The following is a 24183-nucleotide window of genomic DNA, read 5'->3' on the forward strand; positions in this document are numbered from 1 at the left end:
ATCTATAAATCATAAAAGAGGGTTTGAACTATGCGCAGAATGAAATGGAATAGAGGAAAACATCGTCATTCTCCTGATATGCGTCAGATTCTCCAAACCCCTCTATATGAGAAACTAGACTCCAACCTTGAAACCTTAAATTTATTGTTCAGCAACACGCCCGATTTAATCGTAAGAAAACTGGAAACTAAAACGGGCAGAGAGGCAGCTATTGCCTATTTTACTAATCAAGTGGATATAGATGTAATCAATGAGCATATCATCAAGCCCTTGCTTCATGCCAAGACCAAGGTAGAAGATTATCGTTCCATCGTTACGGTCGGTGATGTAATGAACATTGAACACTGGTCAAAGGTTGAGAACGGATTGCTTTCAGGAAAGACCATTCTTTTCATAGAAGGTTCTAATATTGCGTTGGCTCTAGGTACAGAAAAATGGCCGGAACGGGCGATTGAAGAACCGACAGCAGAATCTGCAATCAAAGGCGCGCATAGCGGATTCATTGAATCCGGAAAGACCAACATCGCACTCATCAGACGTTATTTACCGAATCGCGAACTTCAACTGAAAGAGCAGGTTGTCGGTAGACGAGGACAAACGAAAGTTTCCATGCTGTATTTAGAGGATGTTGCTAATCCAGAATTAATTGAAGAGATGGAGACACGTATTAGACGGATTGATATTGACGCGATTTTGAATACAGGTGAACTTGAGCAGTATGTTGAAGACCACCCGTTTTCACCTTTCCCACAATTTCAAGTGACTGAACGTCCTGATACAGCGGCTTCACAAGTTCTTCAGGGGAGGATTGCAATTGTAGTGGACAAGTCACCCGGCGTGCTTGTGGGTCCAATGACGTTCACCTCTTTTTTTCAATCTATTGATGATTATAGTAGTAGATGGCTTGTCGCTTCGTTTATCCGACTCCTACGATTTACAGGCTTTTTGATCGCCGTTTTTTTACCATCCCTATATATTGCCGTCATCTCATTCCATTACGAAGTGATACCCATCAATCTAATGATCTCCATCGGGGAGTCACGTGCTCAAGTGCCTATTCCGACAATACTGGAAGCCCTATTAATGGAGCTTATATTGGAGATGCTTCGAGAAGCAGGGATTCGACTACCAGCCCCGATTGGCCAAACGGTAGGAATCGTAGGGGGAATTGTTATTGGAGAAGCGATTGTCCAGGTGGGATTAGTCAGTAATATCATGGTGATCGTCGTGGCCCTGACAGCAATTACAACGTTCATCATGCCGAATCAAGATATGGCTGCTTCAATACGGTTAATCCGGTTCCCGATGATGATCATTGCTTCTTTGATGGGGATCATCGGAATCGTTTTTGGATTGATGATTCTCGTCGGTCATCTGGTTTCAATAAGATCACTAGGCGTTCCATATAGTAGACCGGTAGCACCGTTACTTCTATCTGATTTAAAAGATACGATCATCCGGGTTCCTCTTAAATATATGAAAATGCGTCCAAGGTCCATTAAGCCTATTCAAGCTTATAGACATGGTCCTAAATGGAATGATGGCGAGGAAGAATGATGCAATACAATGCAAATGGAATCAGCCTTAAACAATTCATATTCATCATCTACAAAACGCAAATCGGGATTGGTGTGTTGACTCTGCCGAGGGAAGTGTCTGACCATGCAGGTACAGATGGATGGATCGCAGTCATCATCGGGTGGTTTCTGGCTGTCATCGTCAGTCTCATTCTTATCAATATCATGCAGAAGTTTGAGAAGGATACTTTATTTGATCTGTTTCGGCATTTGTTCGGCGTATGGGGTGGTAAAGCATTTTCACTCTGTTGGGTTGTCTATCTAGCCTTCATTACACTTTACGTGGTTTTCACAAGTGTGTATGTCATGCAAATATGGATCTTGCCGATGACTCCGAATTTTTGGATCATTCTACTTTTCTTGATTCCGATCTATTACATAACAAAGAACGGTATTACTGTCATAGGGCGATATTCCGAATTCGTGTATTATTTCAGCGTATGGATGCCGCCACTCCTGCTTCTCGCTATAACTGAAAGTCATTGGCTGAATCTTTTGCCCGTCTTGAAAGAAGGGTGGACTCCTGTGTTCGGAGCGTTGCAAACAACTGTGCTCTCGTTTTTGGGGTTTGAAATGATTTTTCTCATCTATCCATTCTTACGAAACAAGCGTAAAGCTTATCTCGGTGTCATCATAGCGAATTCTCTCGCTTTGTTCGTGTATCTGATCGTAGTACTTATGAGCTTCATCTATTTCAGCCCGGATCAACTCGACAAATTTAAATGGCCGACTTTGAATTTATTGAAGACGATTGAATTTACATTTATCGAGCGATTTGAAATCTTCTTCCTGGCACTTTACTTTGTCATATTATCTATGACCGTCATCAGCTATCTCTTTTTTACGGTCTACGGAATCAACCATCTTACGGGGAAAATGAATTCGAACCGACCGCTCATTATGATCACTTTATCCATAGTAGTTGTAGCCCTGTTCTATCAACCATCCTTTCAAAAACTGGATTATGCAGGTGAGGTCATCAGCGTCGCTGGCATTTTGTTCTCATATGTCTTCCCAGTGTTGCTCTGGGTTTACATTTGGATCTTCTTCAAAGTAAGGAGAAATACAATATGAAAAAGTTTACCATCGTGTTAATTATGCTGATTTTCTTGTTGACAGCTTGCAGCGATCGTAAGGACTTGGAAAAAACGACGATTGCTTTGGCGATTGGAATTGATGTTGCTGAGGATAACCAAATCATCGCATATGAATCCAATCCGATCTTCGGTGAAGAGATTGCTGAAAACACTGAAACATTGTCTGCAACTGCGTTAACGTTACGTGAAGCAAGAGAGAAGATGAATGCAGAGGCAAATGGACCTGTTGTAGGGGGGAAGCTCCAAATCCTCCTGGTCAGTAAAGAGTTGTTAGAGCAGCAGGAACTTTACTCGGTTTTGGATGTCCTGTATAGAGATGCAAAAAATTCAACAAACGCGCGCCTCGTCATGACTGAAGACTCCATTGCAGATATTCTCAATACAAAAATGCCAGAAAAACCAATCATCTCTGTGTATTTGTCCAACCTCATCGACAATTCTTATGATCAGGGAATAACAGCATCGACAACCTTGAGAGATTACCATTACCAACATTACGAAAAAGGACTCACACCTTATCTTTCTGAATTGAAGAAGAAGGATGGCAAAATTGTGGTCAAAGGGGTAGCGTTACTCGATAATGATGGAAAATTCGTAACATCTTTGAACCCGAGAGAGAGTTCCTTGCTTCAGATTCTTCAAAAGGAAGTGAAATATCCTGTCCATATCATCATCCAAATCCCAGAACATGTTCAAATAAAAAAGAATGGGTTGGGGCAGGTAAGTTTTCACATTTCAACGGTGGACCAAGAAGTGAAGGTCAAACACAAAGATGGAAGGTTCACATTCGATATACACTCTGAATTGAATATTTTAATCACCGAAATGCCATTTAAAGTCAATATGAACAAAGACAAGAACGTCATCGAAAAACTGATATCGAAAGCGTTGGAAGAAGAGTACAAAGGGCTCTTGGAAAAGATTCAAGATAATGAAATCGATCCGATCGGATTAGGCTTGTTTGCAAGAGCTTATGAATATGACGCATGGAAGACAGTCCAGGACGATTGGGGAAAAGCGTTAGCAGAAGCGGAAGTATCTATCAAGACGGATGTGAACATCATCAGTTATGGAGTCTTGAAATAGCAATAAATCATAAAAAGAGGGCTAGGCGAAAATACTTACCTAGCCCAATTTAATTACCTTTAACTAGTTTACATAATATTTATTATATCCCTCAATAAAAAAACAAAGAAAATACGTCTCAATATCAAAGTATACTCATGATAGTGAGACAGAATTGAATCTTTAAGCTCAAAAGCTTATTTTATGATCTTCATTATGTATATACATTTTCAAGTTTTGAAGTCATTTGTTTTCTTTTACAATCTCATCAATAAATTTCCATTTTCCTTTGTCAATGATCCATCTAAGTGAAAGATCATTTGAAATGAACCGTTTTTCACGTTAAATGAACGACTGTTTGTCATTATGATGTGCTTTTTCACCTATTTCATCTACGTAAGAAATTATTACAACGTGGCGGTCCCCAATTGGTTCCCCAAGATTACTCTCGGGTGGATATTCCAAACTGATATTATTTATGCTATAGTCACTAACTTCCGGCAGCGAGACTTCCATCCTATTAAGGAATAGCCCCAATAATAGAGTATCAATATATCTGGTATTAGTTGGTATCAAAGAAGATTTAAGTGTTCTATTCCCTCTTATTACCGAAATAAATGTAAAGGCGTAATCCTTCCTATACTTGATAACCGGTTTTGGCTTTTCAACCCATAAGAATGCCTCTCTGGTTAGGTGACTTGTATGGTTTAAGCGTTTTCATCCTATCAAAAAGCTTCTTTCGGTAGGTGACTTGTATGGTTTAAGCGTTTTCACCCTACCAAAAAGCTTCTTTCGTTGGGTGACTTGTATGGTTTAAGCGTTTTCACCCTATCAAAAAGCTTCTTTCGTTGGGTGATTTGTATGGTTTAAGCGTTTTCACCCTATCAAAAAGCTTCTTTCGTTGGGTGACTTGTATGGTTTAAGCGTTTTCACCCTATTAAAAAGCTTCTTTCGTTGGGTGACTTGTATGATTTCAGCGTTTTCATCCTATCATAAAGCTTCTTTCGTTGGGTGACTTGTATGGTTTCAGCGTTTTCACCCTACCAATAAGCTTCTCTCGTTAGGTGACTTGACGATTTTGGTGTTTTCACCCTATCAGATCCTTTTATTAAGGAGAATTCTTTCTTCCTGATAACTGCCCGATTATTAAATACTTTCATATGGTTTCATTCTAATTTTTTAACAAATTTTTCTAGTTTCCTTTGAAATTCATACACAAATCACATCTAAATTCACAGCCCTCCAATAATTATTTCAGACCTTGTGAAATGATATGTGAATTCATATGTTGTTTTGGCTCAAATGTTTAGGGAAGGGCTGATAAAACAATGAAAAACGCACTGTTGATTTTCGTTGTGATTTCCAGTGCGTTTCTCTTTAATATTTACTTGTTTGCACCTCTGAAGTAAACCCGTTATAAGTCTTATGAGCGATTTTTCAGATGAACGATTCCTAAACCCAGTACATCTGAGAAGGTTTTTCTTCAATTAAGACCGTTTTCAAGTTCGCCACAGCTCTGTTGAACCCTTCATCAATCGACATGATTGGATCTTCGTGTTCAATGCTGATGATGTGATCATATCCATAGATTCTAAGTGTACTAATGATATTGGACCACACTTCCAGGCTGTGACCGCAACCAACTGAACGGAACGTCCATGCTCGAGTTTTCACATTGTCATAAGGTTGCATATCTGTCAGACCATACATATTGACATTATCTTGATCGATGTATGTATCCTTCGCATGAAAATGATGGATGGCATTCGCTTCACCGAGAATTTTGATGGCTGCAACCGGATCGATTCCTTGCCACCACAAATGACTTGGATCGAGGTTCGCACCTATAGCGTCACAAGTCGCTTCTCTTAATTTCAGCATCGTATAGGGTGTATGGACCATGAATCCTCCGTGGAGTTCTAGGCCGATTTTCACATCATGCGCTTCAGCTATTTCTCCGATTTCCTTCCAATAAGGAATCAACCGGTTCTCCCATTGCCATTCATAAACCTCCCGATATTCACCCGGCCAAGGTGTAACTGGCCAATTCGGATACTTTGCCCCTTCCCCATCTCCCGCTGTACCCGAAAAACAGTTTACGACGGGAACGTCCATGAGAGCAGCTAATTTGATCGTCTTACGAAGGGTTTCATCGGATTCGTGTGCGAAATTCTTGTCTGGAGACAATGGATTCCCATGACAACTGAATGCACTGATTGTCAATTCACGCTCTTTTACAAGGCTCAAATAATGATTTCTTGCTGCTGCATCATGCAACAATTCATCAAGATTGCAATGTGCATTCCCTGGATAACAGCCTGTCCCAATCTCAACTGCATGTAGCCCGTTATTTTTCACATGATCCAACATCTGTTCGAAAGATTGATCTCCAAATAATACGGTGAAAACACCTAATTTCATTTCATTCACCTACCGTTCTGATATTTTGACCCATTTTTTCGTTTGGTGACTTTCGAGTATTGCCTCAATCAGTAGCATGATACGATGACCATCCTCTAAGGTTGCAAATGAAGCATCTCTACCTTTATTTCCTTCAATCGTACTGTAAAAGTCAATCATCAAGTTTTTCAACCCGTCTGGCCATCCTTCCTGATGACCGCCTGGATAATGCGCTAAGTCTGCAGCACCTGTTGAAAGCAAACCTGGGTCTTTCACCAGCTCTTGATTCGCTTCGTTCCGTTTTCCAATCCACAAACGGTTCGGCTTCTCCTGATCCCAGGAGAAGGTGGTGTGCTCCGTCGTAATGTCGAAATAAAACTTGTTCTTACGTCCCGGACTTACTTGCGATACGGTAAAAACCCCGTGCATCCCATTATTAAAATGGACGAGTACACTGCCGTAATCTTCTGTTCCAATGTTCACGTCTTCTGTTTCAGCCGTTTGATTGGCTCCAAAGGTCGCCACTTCTTGCTTTGGTTTTTTACGAACAGGATGCACGGTTTTCAAATCTGCAAACACTTCCACGATTTTTTGACCTGTGACATATTGGATCGTGTCACACCAATGGGATCCGATGTCTGCAATGGCACGGGAAGGACCATTTTTTTCTGGATCCATTCTCCAACTGTAATCCGTCTCATATAAACACCAATCTTGCACATACCCGCCATATACCAGATTCATTCTGCCATGTTCACCGGTACTTAATTGAGTTTTCATTTCATGCACGATAGGAAAGTGACGATAGTTGAAACAGACTGTACTCACACTTCCCACTTTCTTAGACAGTTCTAAGAGCTCATTGGATTCTTCAACGTTCATGGCTAATGGTTTTTCTGATAATAGATGTTTACCAGCCTCTAAAACTGCCCGATTGAATGGGTAATGAAGCTGATTCGAAGAGCAATTATGAATGACATCCACATCAGGATCTTGAATCAGATCAGACACATTGTCATATGCTTTATCGATATTATAGTGTTGTGCGACGCTTTTCGCTTTCTCCATCTGGCTTGAAGCGATGGCGACTACATCAACGTTTGGAAGGCGTTTAACCGCTTCCAAGTGTGACATCGCGGAAAATCCTGTCCCGATGATGCCGGCTTTCAAACGATTCATCTGCCTCTCCTCCTTCTAGTCATACTTTGATGATCGATTCGATTTTTACGGCTTCACCTTTCTCGGCAGACTCGTAAAGGCCATTGATGATTTGCTGTAGGAAGACCCCTTCTTTCCCATTGCTGATCGTTGGTGTGCCGGACAAGCAAGCATCAACGAATCGTTCGATTTCAAGTTCGTGATGCCCTTTTACAGGAAGATGAGAAGGTGTTGTATCAATTAACACGTCATGCTTTTCTTGATAAATTTTTAGCGGAAAGACATCCGCTCCCCCTTTATCTCCCATAAGTGTCACGTTCATCTCATCATGTTTCTCCACATTAGCAGCGAATGCGGAATCCAAAAGGATGGACGCACCATTCTTGAAGGTGATCATGCCGCGTGCCATATCTTCAATCGTAAAGTTCTCCCAATCCCAGGGTCCCATCAGTCCGACGCCTTTTTGCTTCCCAAGCTTCTGATAAGTTACTCCGAACACCGTGTCTGGTTCTGGGTATCCCATAAGGTAAAGTGCCGTATCGAGCATATGTACTCCGATATCGATCAGCGGTCCACCACCTTGCAACTCTTTATTGGTGAAAACACCCCAGCCCGGAATACCACGCCGTCTCATGGCGCGTACATTGGCTGCATAGATTTCCCCCAGCTCATCATGGTCGATGAATCGTTTTAATGCTTCGACTTCCGGTGCATGACGGTAATGGAATCCATAAGTGAGGATTTTGCCTGCCTTTTCTGCTGCTTCTGCCATTTCAGCCGCTTCCTCGACCGTCATTGCAGGTGGCTTTTCACAGAGCACATGACATCCCGCTTCAATCGCTGCCATCGTTGCAGGGTAATGGAATTTGTTCGGTGTACAAATGCTCACTGCATCAATTTCAACCATATTGAACATTTCTACGTAGTCAGAAAAAGCGTAAGGAGCTTTCACTTCACTTGCGAGTTCACGAGCTTTTTCTGGAACAACATCACAAATTGCTACAATTTCGATGCGGTCACTACATTTGAGATAATTAGGGATGTGTACGGCTTGTGCAATTCCACCAGCGCCGATTATGGCTACTTTCAATTTATTCGTCATTGGGACACCCTCCTGATCATGCATTTTTTATGGTATTGCTCAGTTCCTTCGTTAAGACTCTCCGGTTTTGTTCATGGGAGATTTTTGCCGCTTCGTTAACCATGGTCAATGCCATCACATCAGATTCCAATATGCGTGTAGGCACTCCGTGTTGGATTACATTCACCCATTGCTCCATAGGTGTCTCGTCTGGTCGTGGAAGCTCCTCTGGCGTTAGCCAATCCTCACCATACTGTAGAGATTTCAGCCGAATCATTCGGTCTTCAATCAACAAGGTACCTTCTGTTCCATATAGCTCAAGCTGAAAAGGACTTCCAGTCGATATAAAACTCGTTTCCAAAATACCGATCGCTCCAGAATCATATTCAACAATTGCTACTGCGTTGTCATCCACCTCAAAACCTTTTGTTTGCTGCAGTTGACCCATGACTGATTTTACAGGTCCTGCTAGACGGTTCGTCAGATAAATGGGATGGGCTCCTAGGTCAATCAAGGCACCCCCACCACATTGTTCTTTGTTGAAAAAGTGGGATGGCAACCATCCGTTCGGATGACCCTCCTGAGAAACGGCACCATTGTGAGCAACCCTACAGCGAATGGTTGTCAAATCACCCAAGAGTCCCTGGTCAACGACGTCTTGCGCATATAAGTAATAATCGTCTTTCAATCTTGGTAGGGATACCATCAATTCAATATGGTTCTCCTTGACCGCCTGATAAATTTCCTGACAATCTTCAACTGTGAATGCCAAAACTTTTTCTGTGAAAATATGTTTCTTGTGCTTTGCAGCAGCTAGTATCACTTCTTTATGTAGATTTGTCGCAGTACTCACAATGACCGCATCAACATCTGGATCGTTGAGGACATTCTCCAGATTATCTTCGAATCGAACATCCAACTCGTTTGCCCATTCAGAACCACGGTCCACATCGTTATCCCAGACCACTTTGATCTGTATATTTCCTATCTCGCTAGCTTCGCGTGCATAATCTTTTGCATGGACATGCCATTTACTTAACAAAGCAACACGAATCAATTGGATACCTCCTCATTTTTGAAAACGTATGTGGTTAGGTTATTTTAATCCGCTAAAGTTGTCAAGATTAAGAATTTTACAAACAATTTAAAACCGCTCCATCATATGAGAAGCGGTTTATTTTCGGTACTCTATGCAAAATTATTTAGTCTTCAATCCACATGTCTTTAAATTCTTCCGCCTGAATGAATTGTTCTACTTCCGTTGCTTTTTCGCCATCCAGCATATGGGCAACACCGTAAGTTTCTCCTTGCCCATCCTTATTGATTACCACGTTCAAATCGTGGGTTAGCTGTTTTGAATATTCAATGGCTTGGATTAATCGATCGCTCGGCTCAAGCCACTCATCGCGATAGTCCATAGGATTTCCTTCTTTATTTAAAGGTAAATAGCGGTTGATCTGTTCCCAATGGATGATGAGTGTTAAATCGAATAAGTTTTTGAAATCTTTTTCAATCGCTTCACCATCCACAAGTTTATTTCTGAGATCAGTACTTGAAACGGTTGCAGCGAGCCATCTGTAATAAACTGGATCATCCTCATATTGAACTGGAACAGGTTCATTTAATTCTTCTGCATACTGTTGTATGAACTCCCCAAGACTATGAGCTGCAGCATCGTTTTCCGGATCATTTTTGTGAAAATCGGATACATCTTTCCACTCTTTATTTAAACCATTCCCACTTGCGCTCACCGCATCATCTGTGACATCTTCTTTGGTTTGATCTTTTTGTGTATCATCTGAAGCAAGCGTTTCTTCTGAAGGTTCGGTCGTCTGCTGATTTGCTTTTTCTGTTGAATCTAACCCTTGGGTAAGTAAAATCCCTCCGAACAACAACAAAGTTACAATGGCTGCTACACTCATGCTCCATCTGACAATAGGACGGGTTTTCTTTCTTTGATCCGTTTTCAATTGAATCATCACCTCATCTTTTTCAGTTTTAGAAAATTTCAGGTCTCGATAAACTTCATCATCCAACCGTTTTTTGAGGTTATCAAACTGTTCGTTCTTCATAGCTCTAAACCTCTCCTTTCAAGTTCCTGTTTCAATAATTGCTTCCCACGGCTTAACCGGGTTTTGACGGTCGCTTCTTTTAGCTTTGTAATCACACTGATCTCTCTGATTTTCAATCCATCATAATAAAACATATAAAGAATTCCTCTGTACTTTGGATGGATACCCAGAAGGGATGCAGTTATCAACTTCTTTTCGTCTTTTTGGATGAGCTTTAATTCAGGTGTTAGATCACTTCCGGCTTTGTGTCGTTCGACTTTAAAAGGCAGCCATTTTTTAAAATGACTACTCTTAAGGACATCCAATGAACGGTTGATCGTTATCCGATAAATCCAGGTCTTGTAACTGGATTGCTTTTCAAATTGATGTAAGTGGTGATAGCAACTGATGAAGACATCCTGTGCAATATCTTCTGCAAGGCTGATATCCTTGACGTATGTAAATGCCAGTTTCTTCACCATGTCACCGTATTCGTCCATAAGATAGACAATGGTTTCATCCCTTGTATAATTAGAGCGTCCTTCTTCCAATTCAGGCACTTGATTCACCCCTTTCTCTCTGTATTGTTTAAAATCGTAACTTAGACGAGGGACTTACAAAATGGTTTCATTTTTTTCCATAAAAAAAGAGCCATCCATAGAAAGTGTTAATCACTTCTCGGACGAGCCCTTACTTAAAGCCATCTTCTTAAGCGTTTGATATAGCGTTTGGATTGAAAGAGTAATTCCGTTTTTATGTATTTAGGTACATTGATTGCATTGATTTTTTTTATGGAAGGGTAAACGCCATCTTCATTGAACAAAACGTCGAAATTGCCTCTGTAGATCGTATCCCCAGATTGTTTATCAATCACCTCGGCGTCTACGATTGCAACGCGATTGATAAGACGGGGATCATCGGATTCCGACTCCAACGTTTCCACTTCTACCACTTTGAACAGAAATTGCGGCACGTGAATCCCCCTTTTCATTGGTGTTTCGTTTATTCTATCACGGAAATGCAAATGTGTGTTCGATTATGCTCAAAATACAAAAAGAGATACTGCTGATCACAGCATCTCCCTGTATACACTCACTTCTTTCCACTTTGTTTGATGTTGTCTTCTGAATCATCTGTGTAAGGCTCACCTTGTCCATTGACCACATAATTCTTTAGACTGTTCAAATAGTGCGCCCATCCGTTTTCACAAGCTTCGTAGCACTCCAGTTTCGGTGTTAAGCCTTCATGGACAAAGTGAAGACGGGAATCCTTTTCGTTCACATGCTCAATTTCAAACCGGATAGTTGTTCCGACCCAATCCTCTAGGTCATTAAACCCGCTCTTTTCAGGGTGTCGAGACTCAATGACTTTCCAGATCACAACTTCATTTTGTTGTAATTGATCATTCTCTGCTACAACATAAAATCCAGCTGTAGGAAACCTGAACTCTGATATGCCTCCTACCTCTTCACTGATATTAGCAAACTTCGTCCACCAATTCCGTACACCTTCCTCAGTGTGAATCGCCTTGTAGAGTTCTGAACTGGATACCGGAATATCCAGAATCGTTGTAAAATCTTTGTTCACTTTTATCTCCTCCTAAAATGTGACTCAAAAGTAACTTGTGACTATAAGGTAACATAACAGGCGTTAACTTACAATACTGTACCTTGTGCAATTTATTCCAGTGGTATGGACAAGAAGAATAAGAAATCATGAAATTCCATATTGTATAAAGGTATTGGTCACTTGGTGTGGAATATAAATGAAAATAAACTTCCAGAATTAGGAGGTAGGATAGTAATGTTCGATCATCAAAAAGAGATTCCGTCTAATCATGTTCCCACATTCGAAAATGTGAAGAATGACAATCCACTCAATGATTCAGTCATGGATTATCAAAACGGTGCAGTACCATCACAATCTTCTGGATACGACTACTCCTTAGTTGTCCCGCTTGATCAAGTACCCTATCGACCACATGATGAATAAGATAAACAAAAAAGAGGTTGAGCCTATTACAGGTTCAACCTCTTTTTATTAAAATTGTGTTGCGTAAGATTTAGCTTTTTCCAATGCTGCGGTTTTGATTTCTTCCGCTTTTTCCGGCATGAAGGCATGACCTTCGATGATGATGGAGTCTGTATCTTCAACGCCTAAGAAGCCCATGACCGCTTTAATGTAACGATCACCCATTTCAAGCTCTGCAGCAGGTCCTTCTGAATATATACCACCACGTGCTTGGATGTGTAATGCTTTTTTGTTATCCAAGAGACCAACTGGTCCGTTCTCTGTATATTTGAAAGTGGACCCAGCAATAGAGATCGTATCAATATACGCTTTCATCTTTGGAGGTACACTGAAATTCCAAAGTGGGGTTACGAATACATATTTGTCAGCTTTCTTGAATTGTTCGGTAAGTACATTGATTCTTCTTACTTTGTCTTGTTCATCTGGGCTCAATTCCTCATAAGCTGTTCCTTGTTGAAGTTTGCCCCACCCATTGAAAACATCGGTATCAATATAGGGGATATCGTAATCATAAAGATCAAGGCGGATGACCTCATCATTCGGATTGGCTTCCCGGTATTCTTGAATGAATGCCTCCCCTACGGTTAAGCCGAGGGACTCTTCCACTGATTTAGGATTTGCAGTAATGTATAGTACTTCTGCCATGTTGGTTCCTCCTAATAATTGTTATTTTGTTACTTTTATTTAGTAACTTATTTTACATATAGTATAATATCACCTAACAAAAAGTAAGCAAAGAAATATGCTTGCACGAAAAGAGAGCTGGCTTTTTACCAGCCCTAAAAAATGGGTAGACCGTCTAGATTATTGTCTTTTCGGTTATCCGGGTTGGAGCGGATATAAGTTTCCCCATCCTTTTCACGGATGACACTGACCCCTTCAATCCGCTCTTGATCGACTTCTTGAATAGCTTCCGGGTAAGATAATTCTCTTCCAAAACTCGTTTTGAACATTTGGATATTTCCGTTCTCGTCTTTCCGTACAGCAGAAAATCGTTCTTTTTCCATCATCACAACCTCCTCTAACATAGTGTTGAGCGAGTTTGTGGTTTATATGCATAAAAAACAGCCTTTCAATTTATAACGTACTTGGCCATTGTTCTCCTTTTTTGGAATCAGGTCTATTTACATGTATTTGGTTAAATTATTTGTGAAGTAGTCAGCATTTCCCATTTATTGTAAACGAAAGGCGTGCTAATGGGTTCATTTATCAGAAATTTGCTGAAAATTCAAACGTATTGTGGTATTTTGTTGGAAGTATTTACAAAAGGAGGCGTTATTTTGAATAAGAAAATTGTCACGAATGTAGCACTAGCAGGGATCATGAGCTTGTCTTTGTTATCTCCGTCAATTTCGGCCCATGATAATTTGGATGATGTGTCCATAGAAAAGGGAGCACAAGATGGTGAACAATTAAATAAAATTCCAAAGTTGGAAGGAACGAAGAACCTCAACCATTGGAATGAAGCGGCTGCTGTTCAAATCAAAGAGTACAACGGGAAAAAGAATTCCACAGCTGATGTTTATGCCCATAAAGGGTTTGCATATCTGGGCACCCATACTTCTGGTGGCGGGAACGGTGGAGTAAGGATCTTCGATTTGAAGGACCCTTCTAACCCAGTAGAAATTGCGAAGTTTGCTGACGACATTCCTGGTACATGGCAAGAAAAAGTCATTGTTAAAACGGTCAACACCCCTTATTTCAAAGGAGATTTAGCGGTTGTAAGTGTACAACAGCTAAATGTCAACAATGCGCTTTCAAAGGGTGGTTTCCTTTTATATGATGTAAACGATCCACACAACCCGAAAAAGCTTGGATTCTGGGAGCTTGATAAAAGAGTACGAGGCACACATGAACTATACTTGACTGTTCAAGGGAACAAACCAGTCGTATTGACCGCTAACCCTTATGCAGATTACTATACGCATGGAGAACAGAAGGATTTCGCATTAGTAGATGTCACAGATCCTTCAAATCCACAAACGGTTTATGAATTCGACCCAAGGATGATTGAAGAGGTTCCGGAGGACTTCAATGGATATCACTGGCATGCACCAGACGGAAAAACCCGTCCTGCATTCAACCATAGTACAATGACGGATCAGACAGGTAAAACGGCATTCCTTTCGTTCTGGGATCTAGGTACAATCATTCTAGATATTTCAAATCCATATGATGTTGAGTATCTTGGCAGAACCGATTTCGGGCCAGATGTACAAGGAGCGGCTCACTCTTCTGCGCTTGCAAAAGGTGGGAATGTGTTGGTTGAAACAAGAGAAGTATACCACCCTACAAGAGAAGGTTATGAAAGATCGTATGGCTATACGCGGATTTTTGATATAAAGGATAAAACGAATCCTAAACTGCTTAGTACTTTCAAAACGGATCTCGTGGATCATGTAGAAGATGGCGTTACTTTTGCAAATACCGTCCACGATCCTAAGGTTCACGGTAACACCCTCTATCTCTCTCACTATGCAGGAGGGATAAGGGCTGTAGACATTACAGACCCGGCGAATCCCGAACAAATCGGTCAATATGTACCTGAACAGGCTTTCTTCTGGGGAGTGTTTGTTGATCAGAATTACATTCTAGCTTCAGATATGGGACAAGGTCTCAAAGTTCTATTGAAGAATAACAGCAATAACAAATAAATTTATTTAAAAAGCTGGCTTAATGGCCAGCTTTTTACTGTTTAATAAATGATAAACGTTGTAAAAATTGTAGCTGCTATAAAGGGCAATCCAAATAAGACGACATTTTGGCCAAGTTCTCGATTTCTTCGATCTTCATCCGCATCTCCGCTTTGTACATCTCTCGTTCTCCGAACAAATGAACCTAATAGTATGCCAGATAAAGCAATGGTAGCAACACTCATGATTGCTGATATTTTGAAGAACAACGATACATCAAAAAACAAAGTGATTGCTAATATTGATAATGAACAAATGCCAAATAAAAATGATTTTTTCAAAGAAACATCCTTTCAAACAATTCAGTTGTTCTAAGTTGATTTTACTAGTATGTAATAACGAAAAAGAGGATCATTTTGCCTTCATTTTTCCCTTTGTGTGGTAACCATCTTTCTTTCCCTTATTTACGATCCAATCTACTGCGCTCACAAAGTCTTCCGCTATCACATCCGGAGTTACCTTTCCCCATTTCCCATAGTACTTCGAACCTCGGTATTTTTCAGAAGCATCCATACCTGAACCGGTCTTGACTAAGATCTTATAACAACCTGCATCCTCTGCAGCGACCATATCAGTCCATCGATCACCCTATCGTTCCATCCCTGTCTATGAATACTGCTTGGAACAAGCTTTCCACCTCCATATCTCGTCATCATGAGTAGTGAACTTGTAAAAATGACATGATCTCTTTGTTCATTTCGATGAGATGATCACCCGAAGGAAAATGTCCCATTTCAAACCCTATGAAAGATTTCAGATTAGGAATGATTTCATGAGCTTCAGCTTTTAAATTCTTTTCCGGAAAGAAAACATCATTGATCCCAGCAATGACCATAGTAGGGGCATGAAAATTCGTTAGATCGTCCCTCGAAGTAAGTTTCGGCATGTCTTGTTCTAATCGAAGATGCTTGAAAATATCACCGATAATTTTATGATCTACCTCTTTCATGGAGTGATCAGACATGGTATCCGTTATCCTTCTCAAATAGGTGTCTGAAGAAGTCATCTGGAACATAAGAAGAGGTATGAGAATCCTTTTTATCATATCGTACTTGGATCCCAAGCGAATGCCTGCTGGAGAAACCAATATTGCACTTTTAATCCGCTCTGGAAAATAGGTAGCCAACCGTAAAATGATCCCTCCACCATAAGAGGGGCCAATGAACGCACTACTAGTGGTTCCGAAATGATCCATCAAGTCACTTACCCAAATTGCAAAACTATCATCTTTGGCAGATATACGTACTTCGTCACTATAACCGGGGTGTCCGATTGTATCTGGAGCGTATACTCTGTATATATCCAATAATGGCAAGAACCAGGACAATGTCATCGGGTTGATGCAATTGCCCCCTTGTAAGATGAAAAGAGGTTTCCCATCAGAAGGTCCACCTACCAAAACATGTGTATTTCCAAACCGTGTCATGACATGTTCCCGCTCGAATTCATGTTCAAAGGAAGCCATATACGATTCATAGTGTTCTTCAATGTGTTTTTTACCTTTTAAGCTTTTATAAATTGACTTTCCCAACGTCTTTTTCTCCATTCCCTAGTGTTTTACATAAATATACGGACGCTATAATTTACTTGCACAACCCCTATTGAAACTAACCGCAAATTGGGGTGAGATAAGAGCTTGTTTCTCGAATACAAGTGTTCTTTTTGCCAAAATCCTTGTACGTTTCTCGAAAATAAGGATGCGTTTCTCGATATTAGGAATGTGTTTCTCGAAATTAGAGCTAGGTTTTGCCGAACAGTTCCTTCTTACTACAAAAGAACCTCTATCTAGTTTTTATTTCGATTTTTAATCGAAGCGGAAATCGCTACAAGAAAAATGATAAAGAAAAAGACACCAACCCCGATCAGAATTGAAAAAATGTCCAAACGAATCCCCCCTTACGAATTACAGGATATGTATCTAGTTTAACAAACCTCATAAGAAAAAAAGCTACCTAAATACATAGGTAGCCTGACATACTATGTTATTCCTCTTCTTCTCTTTCCACTTTCCACACTTCCGTAACTGGGCCTTCTGAAGTGACATCTATCATGAAGGAACCGTTATTATAACGATCAGCTGGACGTAGCTGTGCAGGATCAACGGTTTCTTCCTTCCCTTTTTCTGCCTTCATGATGATATAATCCTTGTCTTGGACATGTATGACTTCAACCACCCTATGTGGATTGTTTTTCAACTCACGTAGCATGACTACGCCACGTTTCGCTCGGGTTGTTTTCTCAAATTCGTTTTCCAATCGCATTTTCTTGACGGCGCCGCGATTTGTAACCAACACCATCTCTGTTTTCGATTCCTTATCCTTGATAAAGCCACTGACGACATAATCACCATCTTTTAGATTGATCGCCTTGACACCTGCCGCTCTTTGTCCAACGATACTGATTTCTTCTTCTTCATACCAGAGACCATAACCGTTTCGTGTAGCAATGAAGACTTCTTGCTGACCATCTGTAATATAGACATCTACTAACTCATCATCATTTTTCAATTTAAGGGCCATGAGCGGTTTCGAATATCGTTGTGCTTTATAATTACTCAATTCGGTTCGCTTCACCATGCCATTTTTTGTAAAGAACAGGATGAACTCATCGCTTTTGAATTCTTCAATGACCATTGAATCGATGATGTATTCGTCTCGATCGATCGAAACGATGTTCGTGACGTGTTGACCGGCATCTTTCCAACGAATATCCGGCAGCTCGTGAACAGGTATGTGCAAGTAATTCCCTTTGTTCGTAAAGATCAACATCGTGTTGGTCGTATTGGCGTTGAACGTTCTCAGAACCCGATCGGTCTCTTTCATCCCAGGCGGTTCACCATTAGATGCTGCATAAGAACGGGGGCTCGTACGCTTCACGTAGCCTTCTTTCGTGACAGAAACGACGACATCTTCTGATGGAATCATGACTTCCAAATTGATTTTGATTTCAGAGATTTCCGCTTCTATGACGGATCTTCGGTCATCTGCATACGTTTTCTTCACTCTTGATAATTCTTTTTTGATAACGGAGAGCAACTTACGTTCACTGTTCAAAATGGCAAGCAATTCTTGAATCCGCTTATTCAGTTCTTCCGCTTCTTTTTCGAGTGTTTGTATATCCGTATTCGTTAATCGGTAAAGCTGGAGCGTTACGATGGCTTCTGCCTGTGGCTCCGTGAATTCAAACTGTTGTATCAAGTTTTGCTTAGCATCTTTCTTATCTTTCGAACCACGGATCGTGGAGATCACTTCGTCTAAGATTGAAATGGCCTTGATCAAACCTTCAACGACATGTTGACGATCTTGTGCTTTCTTCAGCTCATAGTTGGAGCGGTTCGTGACCACTTCACGCTGATGCTGGATATAAGCATCAATCAATTGTCTCAAGCCCATCAATTGTGGGGTACGGTTGTGAATCGCAACCATGTTGAAGTTATACGATATTTGCAGATCAGTATTTTTGAAGAGGAAATTCAATACCCCTTGTGAATCCGCTTCTTTTTTCAATTCCACTACGATTCGAAGACCAGTACGATCGGTCTCGTCACGCACTTCAGAAATACCGTCCACTTTTTTATCCAATCGAAGCTCGTCCATACGTTTGACGAGGTTCGCCTTGTTCACTTCATAAGGAATTTCGGTAATCAAAATTTGCTGACGTCCACCTCGTAGATCCTCAATTTCAGTTTTTGCACGGACGACAATTTTTCCTTTACCTGTTTCGTAGGCTTGTTTAATGCCGTCCACGCCTTGGATGATTCCGCCAGTTGGGAAATCAGGACCTTTGATGACCGTCATCAATTCGTCCACGGTGCATTCCGGATTGTCGATCTGCATGGTCACAGCATCAATGACCTCACCTAAATGATGAGGTGGAATTTCAGTTGCGTAACCGGAAGATATCCCTGTGGAACCATTGACGAGCAAGCTAGGAAAATGTGCCGGTAAGACGACCGGTTCTTCTTGTGTGTCATCAAAGTTCGGTGTGAAATCAACGGTATTTTTCTCGATGTCTTTTAACAGTTCGGAAGCGATCGGTGATAGCCTTGCTTCGGTATAACGCATCGCAGCTGGCGGATCCCCGTCAATACTACCGTTATTTCCATGCATCTCAACCAAGACGTTCCTGACTTTCCAATCTTGACTGAGACGGACCATCGCATCATATACAGACGTATCGCCGTGTGGATGGAAGTTCCCGATCACGTTACCGACTGTTTTAGCCGACTTCCGGTACGGTTTATCTGACACATTGCCATCCTGATACATGGCATAAAGAATACGTCGTTGTACAGGTTTCAAGCCATCTCGCGCATCTGGTAGTGCACGTTCCTGAATGATGTATTTACTATACCGGCCAAAACGATCGCCGATGATATCTTCTAATGGTAAATCTAAATATTTCTCTGCATTCGCCAAAACATTACTCCCCCTCAACTACAGCCAAGTTCTCGTTTTCTAAGATGTTGGTTTCTTCATCCAGTCCAAAAGCGACATTGGATTCAATCCACTTACGTCTCGGTTCGACCTTATCGCCCATTAATACGGATACTCGACGTTCCGCTCTCGCGATATCTTCAATTTTCACACGGATGAGTGTACGGGTCTCCGGGTTCATCGTCGTTTCCCATAACTGATCCGCATTCATCTCACCAAGACCTTTGTAGCGTTGAATCGTATATCCTTTTCCGACTTTTTTGATGGCTTGTTTGAGGCCGTCTTCATCCCATGCATATTCGATGACTTCTTTCTTGCCTTTTCCTTTGCTCACTTTATAGAGCGGTGGTAAGGCGATGTACACTTTACCGGCTTCAATCATCGGTTTCATGTAACGATAGAAGAAGGTCAACAGCAATACCTGGATGTGGGAGCCGTCTGTATCGGCATCTGTCATGATGACGACTTTGTCATAATTGGAATCTTTTATCGTAAAATCAGCCCCGACACCTGCACCGATGGCATGGATGATCGTATTGATCTCTTCATTTTTGAAGATATCGGCAAGCTTAGCCTTTTCGGTGTTGATGACTTTACCTCTGAGCGGAAGAATCGCTTGGAATCGTCTGTCGCGCCCTTGCTTGGCAGATCCGCCTGCAGAATCCCCCTCGACGAGATAGAGCTCATTCTTATTAGCATTACGAGATGATGCTGGCGTCAACTTACCGCTCAGCATGGAATCTTTACGATTCTTCTTTTTGCCGTTCCGAGCATCCTCACGTGCTTTGCGAGCGGCTTCACGTGCCTGAGAAGCTTTGACAGCTTTACGAACGAGCATCTCACTTACTTTCGGATTTTCCTCAAGGAAATAGTTGAGCTGCTCTGAAACGACCGCGTCAACGGATGATCGAGCATCGCTCGTACCTAGTTTGCTTTTCGTCTGACCTTCGAACTGAAGTTTCTCTTCAGGAATCCGAACCGACACGATGGCAGTTAAGCCTTCTCGGATGTCCGAACCATCAAGATTTTTATCTTTTTCTTTCAGAAGTCCGGTTTTCCGTGCATATTCATTGAACACGCGTGTCATTGCCGTTTTGGAACCAGACTCGTGCGTTCCACCATCTTTCGTCCGTACGTTGTTGACGAAGGATAGCATGTTCTCGGAGTATCCATCATTGAATTGAAAAGCGAATTCGACTTCTATGGCATTCTGGAATCCCTGAAAAGAGACGACAGGATGCAAGGTATCTTTTTCTTCGTTCAAATAATTGACGAATGCTTCGATTCCCGTATCAAATTGGAACTCCACTTTTTCATTATCATTATCTCTTAGATCATGTAATTCGATCTTCATGCCTTTCAAAAGGAAAGCAGCTTCTCGAAGACGCTCACTTAACGTTTCAAAGTTGTATGTCGTTGTAGAGAAAATACTCGGGTCCGGTTTGAAGTGTACGATTGTACCGGTTTTTCTAGTTGTACCGATTTTCTCGAGCGTCGTTGCTGGTTTTCCACCATTCACAAACCGTTGATGGTATATGACGCCGTCTCGATGGATGGTCACTTCCAACCATTCCGAAAGTGCATTGACGACAGATGAACCCACACCATGTAGTCCACCACTTGTTTTATATCCACCTTGACCGAATTTCCCCCCGGCATGTAAGACGGTAAAGATGACTTCTGGTGTCGGTTTACCTGTTTTGTGCATACCTGTTGGCATCCCACGTCCTTCATCCACGACGCTGATGCTGTTATCTTTATGTATCTTGACAGTGATGGCATTCCCATACCCAGCCAATGCTTCATCGACTGCATTATCTACGATTTCATATACGAGATGGTGTAATCCCCGGTTATCTGTACTTCCGATGTACATACCAGGTCGTTTGCGGACAGCCTCAAGACCCTCCAGAACTTGAATGGCATCATCATTATATGAAAGCTGTTCTCTTGTAGCCAAAACCCTCGTGCCCCTTTCAAAACTCAGACAAACATTTTTTAATTGTATCGTATCAGAACATTTGTTCACATACAACGTTTTACTTGTTACATTGTTCATCAATAGTATCGGTTATACATCTATTATCTTTTATTCATGCCTGCAATGAACCATTATATCATAAGGCTTAAGCCGTTCTAATCTTATATTACCATTCGTTTTGCCCGTTTTGAGTGGTTTTCATTCAATTTTCCTTTTGAAAGCCAAAATGAACCACTCTGCGTGGAGTGGTTCATTACGTTTACATGGATGCGTGTTCAACCTTAATGCAACGATCCATGATGACTGTCGTTTTTGTATTTTCTAGCATGTTCGCAGCTTCTTCATTAAATATCCCTAATTGCGCCCAGAACACATCAGGTTGTAACTCTTTCGCCTCTTCAGCAATGGCCGGAAGTTCTTCGCTACGTCTGAAAACATTTACGATATCAATAGGACCTTCCACATCTTTAAGTGATGGGTAAGCTTTCAACCCCATGGTTTCTTCAATTGTCGGATTGACAGGAATGATTTCATAACCGTTGTCTTTCATGTAGCTGGAAACCTGATAAGATGTCCTTTCGGGTTTATCAGATAACCCAACAACAGCGATTCTCTTTTTCGTTTGAAGAATGTCTTTTATTTTCGATTGATCTGGATTTTGAAAAGCCATTGATACCACTCCCATTGAAATGTATTTAATTCTAACCTTTCACGAAACGCCCTTTTTCAAACATCCTCCATATAATATTCGTGGTGATGTAATGGATTTCCTGCTATTACAGGCACTTGTTGGTTCCACTTTTTCTTACAGCAACATATATTGTAATCAACTAAATAAGTTGCTCTAATGCAAAAAATGGAGGGAATATTCATGTCTAACCATATCAAGAAGAAGTTATCATACTATACTTGTTTGCTGAATGTATTATCCATCATCGATGAAAAAGAAAAAGAAGAGATCTTGATGAAGATCCAACAAAGAAATCCCCACCTCTAAAGGAGGAGATGGGGATTCTTTAAGTTTAGCCGATTTTGTAAACGCCTCGGTACTTATCGGACAGATACTGGATTAAATGTTCTGCGTTCAATCCTTCTCCTGTCACTTCTTTGATGATTTCAATCGGTTTTTTCATTTTACCGTGTTGATGCACATTCTTCGTCAACCATTCTTTAATTGGAAGAAGGTTGCCTTCCTTCAGTTTTTGATCGAAGTCAGGGATGTCTTTCAACATTGCATTTTTCAACTGTGCAGCATAAATGTAGCCTAGTGCGTAAGACGGGAAGTAACCGAAGTCTCCACCAGACCAATGGATATCCTGAAGTACACCTTCTGCATCATTTTTCGGTTCTATTCCTAAGTACTCCTTCATCTTGTCATTCCAAACTTCAGGAAGGTCCTTCACTTGGATTTGATCGCTGAAGAGTCCCTTTTCGATTTCATAACGAAGGATGATATGGAGCGGATATGTCATCTCATCTGCTTCAATACGAATCAATGATGGTCCGGCAACATTGATGGCCCTATAGTAATCATCCATCGATACGTTGTCGAACTGACCGTTTGAATAGGATTTGAACGTATCATAATTGTTTTCCCAGAAAGAGTAGTTTCGTCCAACGAAATTCTCCCAGAATAGGGATTGGGATTCGTGGATCCCCATGGAGGTACCTGTACATAATAGTGTTCCAATCAAGTCTTGACTGATGTTCTGCTCATAAAGTGCATGCCCGCCTTCATGGATGGTACCGAATACAGCTGTACGAAAATCCTTCTCATCATACTTCGTGGTAACACGGACATCCCCAGGGTTCAAACCGATTGCAAACGGGTGGTTCGTCGTGTCCAATCGCCCAGCCTTGAAATCATACCCCATTTGCTCTAGGACATGCATGCTGAATGCCTCCTGTTGACTTGCCGGAAAGTGATCAAATAAAAAGGAGGTATCCGGTTGATTTTTGGAAGCGACTACGTCCTGTACAAGCGGTACGATTGCTTCACGCAATTGATTGAAGACGCGATCGATCGTTTTGACATCAACACCTGGTTCGTACAGGTCAAGCAATGTATTGTAAGGGTGTTCATTATATCCCCAATAACCCACAAAGTTCTTTTTGAAATTGACGAGCTTCTCCAAATAAGGTTGAAGCATGGAGAAATCAGAGTTTGCTTTTGCCTCTTCCCATACATTCTCCGCTTTGGATTGGGTAATGATATATTCTTTGTATTCCGCCTCCGGAATTTTTCTGTTCCGTTCAAACTCTTGTTTTGCCTCTTCAACGGCACGTTTAGTGACCGGGTTTAAATTCGGATGTAAAGAATCATCTGATAAGGCATCCAGACATTCTTTCATTTGGTCTGATGTGGACAACTTGAAGACTTCAGATGATAACATTCCGATTACTTCTGAACGTTGTTCTACACCTTTTTTAGGTGCCCCTGTTCTTAAATCCCATACCATAAGACCGATTGCTTCGTTATAGCTTGTAATTCGTTGTGTAAGCTCATGGAACTTTTGTTCTGACTTATGTACTGTTGTATTCGTCATATGTAACAATCCCTTCTATATACCAGTATCAAAGTGCTCCATCCTACTAATTAGACGAAAATCGAAA

Annotated in this window: 24 protein-coding genes; 7 read left to right on the forward strand and 17 right to left on the reverse strand. The window is 41.2% G+C overall.

Features of this window, described 5'->3' with window-relative positions; translation table 11 throughout:
- Positions 1–30 precede the first annotated feature (30 nt).
- From ACSVDE_RS07665 to ACSVDE_RS07675, 3 genes are read left to right on the forward strand one after another with little or no spacing between them, the layout of a single operon-like run.
- Positions 31–1557: a spore germination protein gene (locus tag ACSVDE_RS07665; RefSeq protein WP_439300335.1), complete on the forward strand. Its 1527-nt coding sequence runs from the start codon at positions 31–33 to the stop codon at positions 1555–1557.
- Entirely contained in the window at positions 1554–2651 is a 1098-nt protein-coding gene (locus ACSVDE_RS07670; RefSeq protein WP_439300336.1) for a GerAB/ArcD/ProY family transporter, read from the forward strand. The genes ACSVDE_RS07665 and ACSVDE_RS07670 overlap by 4 nt, the downstream gene beginning before the upstream one ends.
- Positions 2648–3760: a Ger(x)C family spore germination protein gene (locus tag ACSVDE_RS07675; protein ID WP_439300337.1), complete on the forward strand. Its 1113-nt coding sequence runs from the start codon at positions 2648–2650 to the stop codon at positions 3758–3760. Before ACSVDE_RS07670 ends, ACSVDE_RS07675 begins: the two co-directional genes overlap by 4 nt.
- Before the next feature lie 1431 nt (positions 3761–5191).
- On the opposite strand, the gene ACSVDE_RS07680 is transcribed toward ACSVDE_RS07675, so the two are convergent.
- The 8 genes from ACSVDE_RS07680 to ACSVDE_RS07715 form a co-directional block, all read right to left on the reverse strand.
- Positions 5192–6160 carry a sugar phosphate isomerase/epimerase family protein gene (locus ACSVDE_RS07680; RefSeq protein ID WP_439300338.1) on the reverse strand — a complete coding sequence of 323 codons (969 nt, stop codon included), beginning with the start codon at positions 6158–6160 and terminating at the stop codon, positions 5192–5194.
- A gap of 9 nt (positions 6161–6169) precedes the next feature.
- Positions 6170–7318: a Gfo/Idh/MocA family protein gene (locus ACSVDE_RS07685; RefSeq protein ID WP_439300339.1), complete on the reverse strand. Its 1149-nt coding sequence runs from the start codon at positions 7316–7318 to the stop codon at positions 6170–6172.
- Between the two features lie 19 nt (positions 7319–7337).
- The gene (locus ACSVDE_RS07690) at positions 7338–8399 is read right to left on the reverse strand and encodes a Gfo/Idh/MocA family protein (RefSeq protein ID WP_439300340.1); all 1062 of its coding nucleotides are present in this window, start codon (positions 8397–8399) and stop codon (positions 7338–7340) included.
- A gap of 16 nt (positions 8400–8415) precedes the next feature.
- Positions 8416–9435 (reverse strand): Gfo/Idh/MocA family protein, encoded by a 1020-nt coding sequence (locus ACSVDE_RS07695; RefSeq protein ID WP_439300341.1) that lies wholly within the window; start codon positions 9433–9435, stop codon positions 8416–8418.
- 145 nt (positions 9436–9580) lie between these two features.
- Positions 9581–10450, reverse strand: coding sequence for a hypothetical protein (locus ACSVDE_RS07700; RefSeq protein WP_439300342.1), 870 nt, complete (start codon positions 10448–10450; stop codon positions 9581–9583).
- Positions 10447–10989 (reverse strand): sigma-70 family RNA polymerase sigma factor, encoded by a 543-nt coding sequence (locus tag ACSVDE_RS07705; RefSeq protein ID WP_439300343.1) that lies wholly within the window; start codon positions 10987–10989, stop codon positions 10447–10449. Before ACSVDE_RS07705 ends, ACSVDE_RS07700 begins: the two co-directional genes overlap by 4 nt.
- Positions 10990–11123: 134 nt before the next feature.
- Entirely contained in the window at positions 11124–11402 is a 279-nt protein-coding gene (locus tag ACSVDE_RS07710) for a hypothetical protein (protein WP_439300344.1), read from the reverse strand.
- Positions 11403–11521: 119 nt separating this feature from the next.
- Positions 11522–12016, reverse strand: a complete 495-nt coding sequence (locus ACSVDE_RS07715) for an SRPBCC family protein (RefSeq protein ID WP_439300345.1) — start codon at positions 12014–12016, stop codon at positions 11522–11524.
- 216 nt (positions 12017–12232) lie between these two features.
- Between ACSVDE_RS07715 and ACSVDE_RS07720 the strand changes: the two genes are divergently transcribed.
- Positions 12233–12421: a hypothetical protein gene (locus tag ACSVDE_RS07720; RefSeq protein WP_439300346.1), complete on the forward strand. Its 189-nt coding sequence runs from the start codon at positions 12233–12235 to the stop codon at positions 12419–12421.
- A 48-nt stretch (positions 12422–12469) separates the two neighbouring features.
- Here the strand turns inward: ACSVDE_RS07720 and ACSVDE_RS07725 are convergent, their stop codons facing one another.
- A complete protein-coding gene (locus ACSVDE_RS07725) occupies positions 12470–13105 on the reverse strand; it encodes an FMN-dependent NADH-azoreductase (RefSeq protein ID WP_439300347.1) in 636 nt (211 codons plus the stop codon).
- 134 nt (positions 13106–13239) lie between these two features.
- Complete coding sequence (locus ACSVDE_RS07730) at positions 13240–13470, reverse strand: DUF3892 domain-containing protein (RefSeq protein WP_439300348.1); 231 nt, start codon at positions 13468–13470, stop codon at positions 13240–13242.
- A 270-nt stretch (positions 13471–13740) separates the two neighbouring features.
- Here ACSVDE_RS07730 and ACSVDE_RS07735 point away from each other — a divergent pair, with 270 nt between their 5' ends.
- Positions 13741–15114, forward strand: coding sequence for an LVIVD repeat-containing protein (locus ACSVDE_RS07735; protein WP_439300349.1), 1374 nt, complete (start codon positions 13741–13743; stop codon positions 15112–15114).
- 41 nt (positions 15115–15155) lie between these two features.
- Here ACSVDE_RS07735 and ACSVDE_RS07740 read toward each other — a convergent pair whose 3' ends face one another.
- Entirely contained in the window at positions 15156–15338 is a 183-nt protein-coding gene (locus ACSVDE_RS07740; RefSeq protein WP_439301953.1) for a hypothetical protein, read from the reverse strand.
- On the opposite strand from ACSVDE_RS07740, the gene ACSVDE_RS07745 reads away from it, so the two are divergent.
- On the forward strand, positions 15307–15468 hold the full coding sequence (locus ACSVDE_RS07745; RefSeq protein ID WP_439302033.1) for a hypothetical protein: 162 nt from the start codon (positions 15307–15309) through the stop codon (positions 15466–15468). The genes ACSVDE_RS07740 and ACSVDE_RS07745 overlap by 32 nt on opposite strands.
- Before the next feature lie 36 nt (positions 15469–15504).
- Here ACSVDE_RS07745 and ACSVDE_RS07750 read toward each other — a convergent pair whose 3' ends face one another.
- The 5 genes from ACSVDE_RS07750 to ACSVDE_RS07770 form a co-directional block, all read right to left on the reverse strand.
- On the reverse strand, positions 15505–15723 hold the full coding sequence (locus tag ACSVDE_RS07750) for a hypothetical protein (RefSeq protein ID WP_439300350.1): 219 nt from the start codon (positions 15721–15723) through the stop codon (positions 15505–15507).
- A gap of 82 nt (positions 15724–15805) precedes the next feature.
- A complete protein-coding gene (locus tag ACSVDE_RS07755; protein WP_439300351.1) occupies positions 15806–16684 on the reverse strand; it encodes an alpha/beta fold hydrolase in 879 nt (292 codons plus the stop codon).
- A gap of 451 nt (positions 16685–17135) precedes the next feature.
- Positions 17136–19571, reverse strand: a complete 2436-nt coding sequence (gene parC, locus ACSVDE_RS07760; protein WP_439300352.1) for a DNA topoisomerase IV subunit A — start codon at positions 19569–19571, stop codon at positions 17136–17138.
- A gap of 4 nt (positions 19572–19575) precedes the next feature.
- On the reverse strand, positions 19576–21549 hold the full coding sequence (parE, locus tag ACSVDE_RS07765) for a DNA topoisomerase IV subunit B (RefSeq protein ID WP_439300353.1): 1974 nt from the start codon (positions 21547–21549) through the stop codon (positions 19576–19578).
- A 280-nt stretch (positions 21550–21829) separates the two neighbouring features.
- Complete coding sequence (locus tag ACSVDE_RS07770; protein WP_439300354.1) at positions 21830–22240, reverse strand: CoA-binding protein; 411 nt, start codon at positions 22238–22240, stop codon at positions 21830–21832.
- A 201-nt stretch (positions 22241–22441) separates the two neighbouring features.
- On the opposite strand from ACSVDE_RS07770, the gene ACSVDE_RS07775 reads away from it, so the two are divergent.
- Positions 22442–22567 carry a hypothetical protein gene (locus ACSVDE_RS07775; protein WP_439300355.1) on the forward strand — a complete coding sequence of 42 codons (126 nt, stop codon included), beginning with the start codon at positions 22442–22444 and terminating at the stop codon, positions 22565–22567.
- A gap of 25 nt (positions 22568–22592) precedes the next feature.
- On the opposite strand, the gene ACSVDE_RS07780 is transcribed toward ACSVDE_RS07775, so the two are convergent.
- Positions 22593–24116: a carboxypeptidase M32 gene (locus ACSVDE_RS07780; protein WP_439300356.1), complete on the reverse strand. Its 1524-nt coding sequence runs from the start codon at positions 24114–24116 to the stop codon at positions 22593–22595.
- Positions 24117–24183 lie beyond the last annotated feature (67 nt).

Origin of the sequence: Pseudalkalibacillus sp. Hm43 (assembly GCF_051842935.1) — a bacterium.
Taxonomy (GTDB): Bacteria; Bacillota; Bacilli; order Bacillales; family Fictibacillaceae; genus Pseudalkalibacillus.